Here is a 429-nt window from a genome sequence, read left to right as displayed (position 1 = left end):
CCCGATAGTCGATGCCGCCGGTCCGGAACGCTTCGATCGACTCCGCCAGCGCCTCGATTTCGTCGGCCGCGAACTCCACTTGGCAATGCTCGGGCACGTGTCCAAGTTGGCCGCGGTGTGCGACGAGGCCGGACTCCTTGTCTTTCGTGACATTCATGGTCGTGGCGAAGAGCGAGAAGGTGTCGACGATCTCTTTGCTGGAACGATAGTTGACGGTTAGTCGCCCGCCGGTGGCGCCGGCAAAGTCGGTGCTCAAATTGGTCAGGTTGACGGACGAGGCTCCGCGAAACCGATATATGGACTGCTTGGAATCACCGACTGCCCAGAGGTGCTCTCCCGATGGCCGCAGCAGCTTGAGCAGGGCCACGCTGCTGCGGTTGACGTCCTGGTATTCGTCGACCAGCACGTGGGCATACATGTTGGAGAGCT

At 61.1% G+C, this 429-nt stretch carries 1 protein-coding gene; it reads right to left on the bottom strand.

The genetic code is table 11. The features are described 5' to 3' along the window. Positions 1-429 (bottom strand): UvrD-helicase domain-containing protein (locus CEV33_RS00240; protein WP_141211513.1); only part of this gene is annotated, 429 nt, incomplete at both ends.

The organism is Brucella grignonensis, assembly GCF_002252505.1.
GTDB classification, from domain to species: domain Bacteria; phylum Pseudomonadota; class Alphaproteobacteria; order Rhizobiales; family Rhizobiaceae; genus Brucella; species Brucella grignonensis.
The sequence above is the reverse complement of the archived record's forward strand: the minus strand, read 5'-3'. Positions and strand labels throughout refer to the sequence as shown.